The sequence below is a fragment of the Psychrobacter sp. genome (assembly GCF_018260395.1).
In the GTDB taxonomy this organism is placed as follows: Bacteria; Pseudomonadota; Gammaproteobacteria; order Pseudomonadales; family Moraxellaceae; genus Psychrobacter.
Map to the genome: position 1 here is coordinate 1 of NZ_JAGLBC010000210.1, position 2,578 is coordinate 2,578.

Sequence of the window (2,578 nt, forward strand, 5' to 3'; positions counted from 1 at the left end):
ACAGTAAAGTTTAAACATTTATTTAGAAAATGGGCGTTTCTTGTTTATTTTTATCAATGATAGTACTATGAAGAACGACGGTCATAAATGGCTGGTCGAGCATCAGTTAAGTATATTTCATCTATCTAGATAGCCTTAATTTTTTATAAAATTAATAATAATAGTCTACTACTCAAAAACTTAATATTGGCTTATATAAATTATTTAAGACACTTTTAAATCTATTCATCAACTAAGGATAATATGGTATGAGTAACACTGTGAATAACAATGATAATCGCGTTCAAAAAGGTATCTTGGCCATTGATAGCCAATTGTATAATTTTATTGAAAATGATGTGCTACCACGTGTTGGAGTAGAATCAGAGACTTACTGGTCTAATTTCGAAGATATCGTTAAGAAGTTTACACCCCGCAACAAAGAGCTATTGGCTAAGCGCGATGAGCTACAGGCTAAGATTGATCAATGGCATTTAGATAATCCTGCCAAATACGGTTTAATTGATTACTCAAAATATAAACAGTTCTTAACTGAAATAGGTTATTTACTGCCAGAAGGTGATGATTTTGAAGTTTCAACTCAGAATGTTGATCCAGAAATTGCAAGCATACCAGGTCCACAGCTAGTAGTACCTGTCCGAAATGCCCGCTATGCTTTGAACGCAGCTAATGCTCGTTGGGGTAGCTTCTATGATGCCTTATACGGTACAGACGTAATAGATACTGCTGATGGTAAAGACAAAGGCAGTAGCTATAATCCAAAACGTGGTGCTGAAGTAGTTGCCTATGCTAAAGCCTTTTTAGATGAAAATTTTGGATTGACTGAGGGTAGCTATACCAATGTGACAGGTTTCAGTGTTGAGGATGGCCAATTACATATCGCTCAAGGTGATAGTACTACATCATTAGCCAATACAGCTCAATTTGTAGGGTATGTTGGTGATGAAAGCAATCCAACGGGTATCCTTCTAAAGAATAACAACTTGCATGTTGAAATTCAAATTGATGCTTCTCATCCAGTAGGCAAAGATGATCCTGCTCATATTAAAGATGTTTTATTAGAGTCAGCTATTACAGCTATTCAAGACTGTGAAGACTCAGTTGCAGCTGTTGATGCTGAGGAGAAAGTAGAAGCTTATCGCAATTGGTTTGGCTTAATGAATGGCGACTTAATTGAAACCTTTTATAAAGGTGATAAAGAGCTTACACGTAGACTGAATCCAGATCGTGAATACACCACACCAGATGGCGGTAAATTGATATTACCAGGTCGTGCCGTCTTATTAATTCGTAACGTGGGTCACTTAATGCAAAACCCTGCGGTATTGATAGACTTAGGCAATGGTCAAGAAGAGATATTTGAGGGTATTTTAGATGCATTAGTAACGCCATTATTAACTATCAATGATATTAAAGGTAATAATGACCGTTCGAACTCTCGCGAAGGTTCTATGTATATCGTTAAACCGAAAATGCATGGTCCTGAAGAAGTTAAATTTGCCAATGACTTATTTGCAGCAGTAGAAGATGCTTTGAACCTTCCACGCAATACTCTAAAAATGGGTGTTATGGATGAAGAGCGTCGCACAACTATCAACCTAAAAGAAAGTATTCGTCAGGCAAAAGAGCGTGTTATCTTTATCAATACGGGTTTCTTAGACCGTACTGGTGATGAAATTCATACCAGTATGAATGCAGGTCCATTCGTACGTAAAGGTGATATGAAGTCACAAGCTTGGCAGCCAGCTTATGAACAGTGGAACGTAGATATTGGTATTGAAACAGGCTTAATAGGTCGTGCCCAAATTGGTAAAGGTATGTGGGCGAAACCTGATGAGATGAAAGAGATGGTAGAGACTAAAATGAACCATCCTCAAGCAGGTGCAACCACAGCTTGGGTACCTTCACCAACAGGTGCTACGTTACATAGTATTCATTATCATCAGAATAATGTGCAACAAATTCAAGAAAGCTTCAAAGGTCGTGAGCGTGCAAGCTTGGATGATATCTTAACCATCCCATTAGCCAAAGATACTAACTGGAGTGAAGAGGAGAAGCGTCAAGAGTTAGACAATAATGCTCAAGGTATCTTAGGTTACGTAGTCCGTTGGGTAGATCAAGGCGTGGGTTGTTCAAAAGTGCCTGATATCAATAACGTTGGTCTAATGGAGGATCGTGCGACACTACGTATCTCAAGTCAACATATTGCTAACTGGTTACACCATGGCGTTGTCACTGAAGAGCAAGTTATGGAGTCTATGAAACGTATGGCGAAAGTGGTAGATGAGCAGAATATAGGCGATTCAAACTATATGCCTATGGCTGATAACTTTGATAATTCTATAGCCTTTAAGGCCGCTTGTGATCTAGTATTTAAAGGTCGTGAACAGCCTAGTGGTTATACTGAGCCATTGTTACATGCTGCTCGTTTAAAACTTAAAGCAAATGCCTAACAGGTTGTAAGTAATATAATAGCCAGACTTTGTAATTAGTTTTACTCCATGTGTATTTTAAGCCCTTTGGTATATGTTGATATGCCTTAGGGTTTTTTTATAGCTATAGATTTATCTGAAAACCA

General features: G+C 37.9%; 1 protein-coding gene. It reads left to right on the forward strand.

Annotation, left to right across the window (positions count from 1 at the left end; all coding sequences use genetic code 11):
- The first annotated feature begins 248 nt into the window (after positions 1-248).
- Complete coding sequence (locus QZ265_RS10505) at positions 249-2,453, forward strand: malate synthase G (protein WP_296405962.1); 2,205 nt, start codon at positions 249-251, stop codon at positions 2,451-2,453.
- The last annotated feature ends 125 nt before the right edge of the window (positions 2,454-2,578 follow it).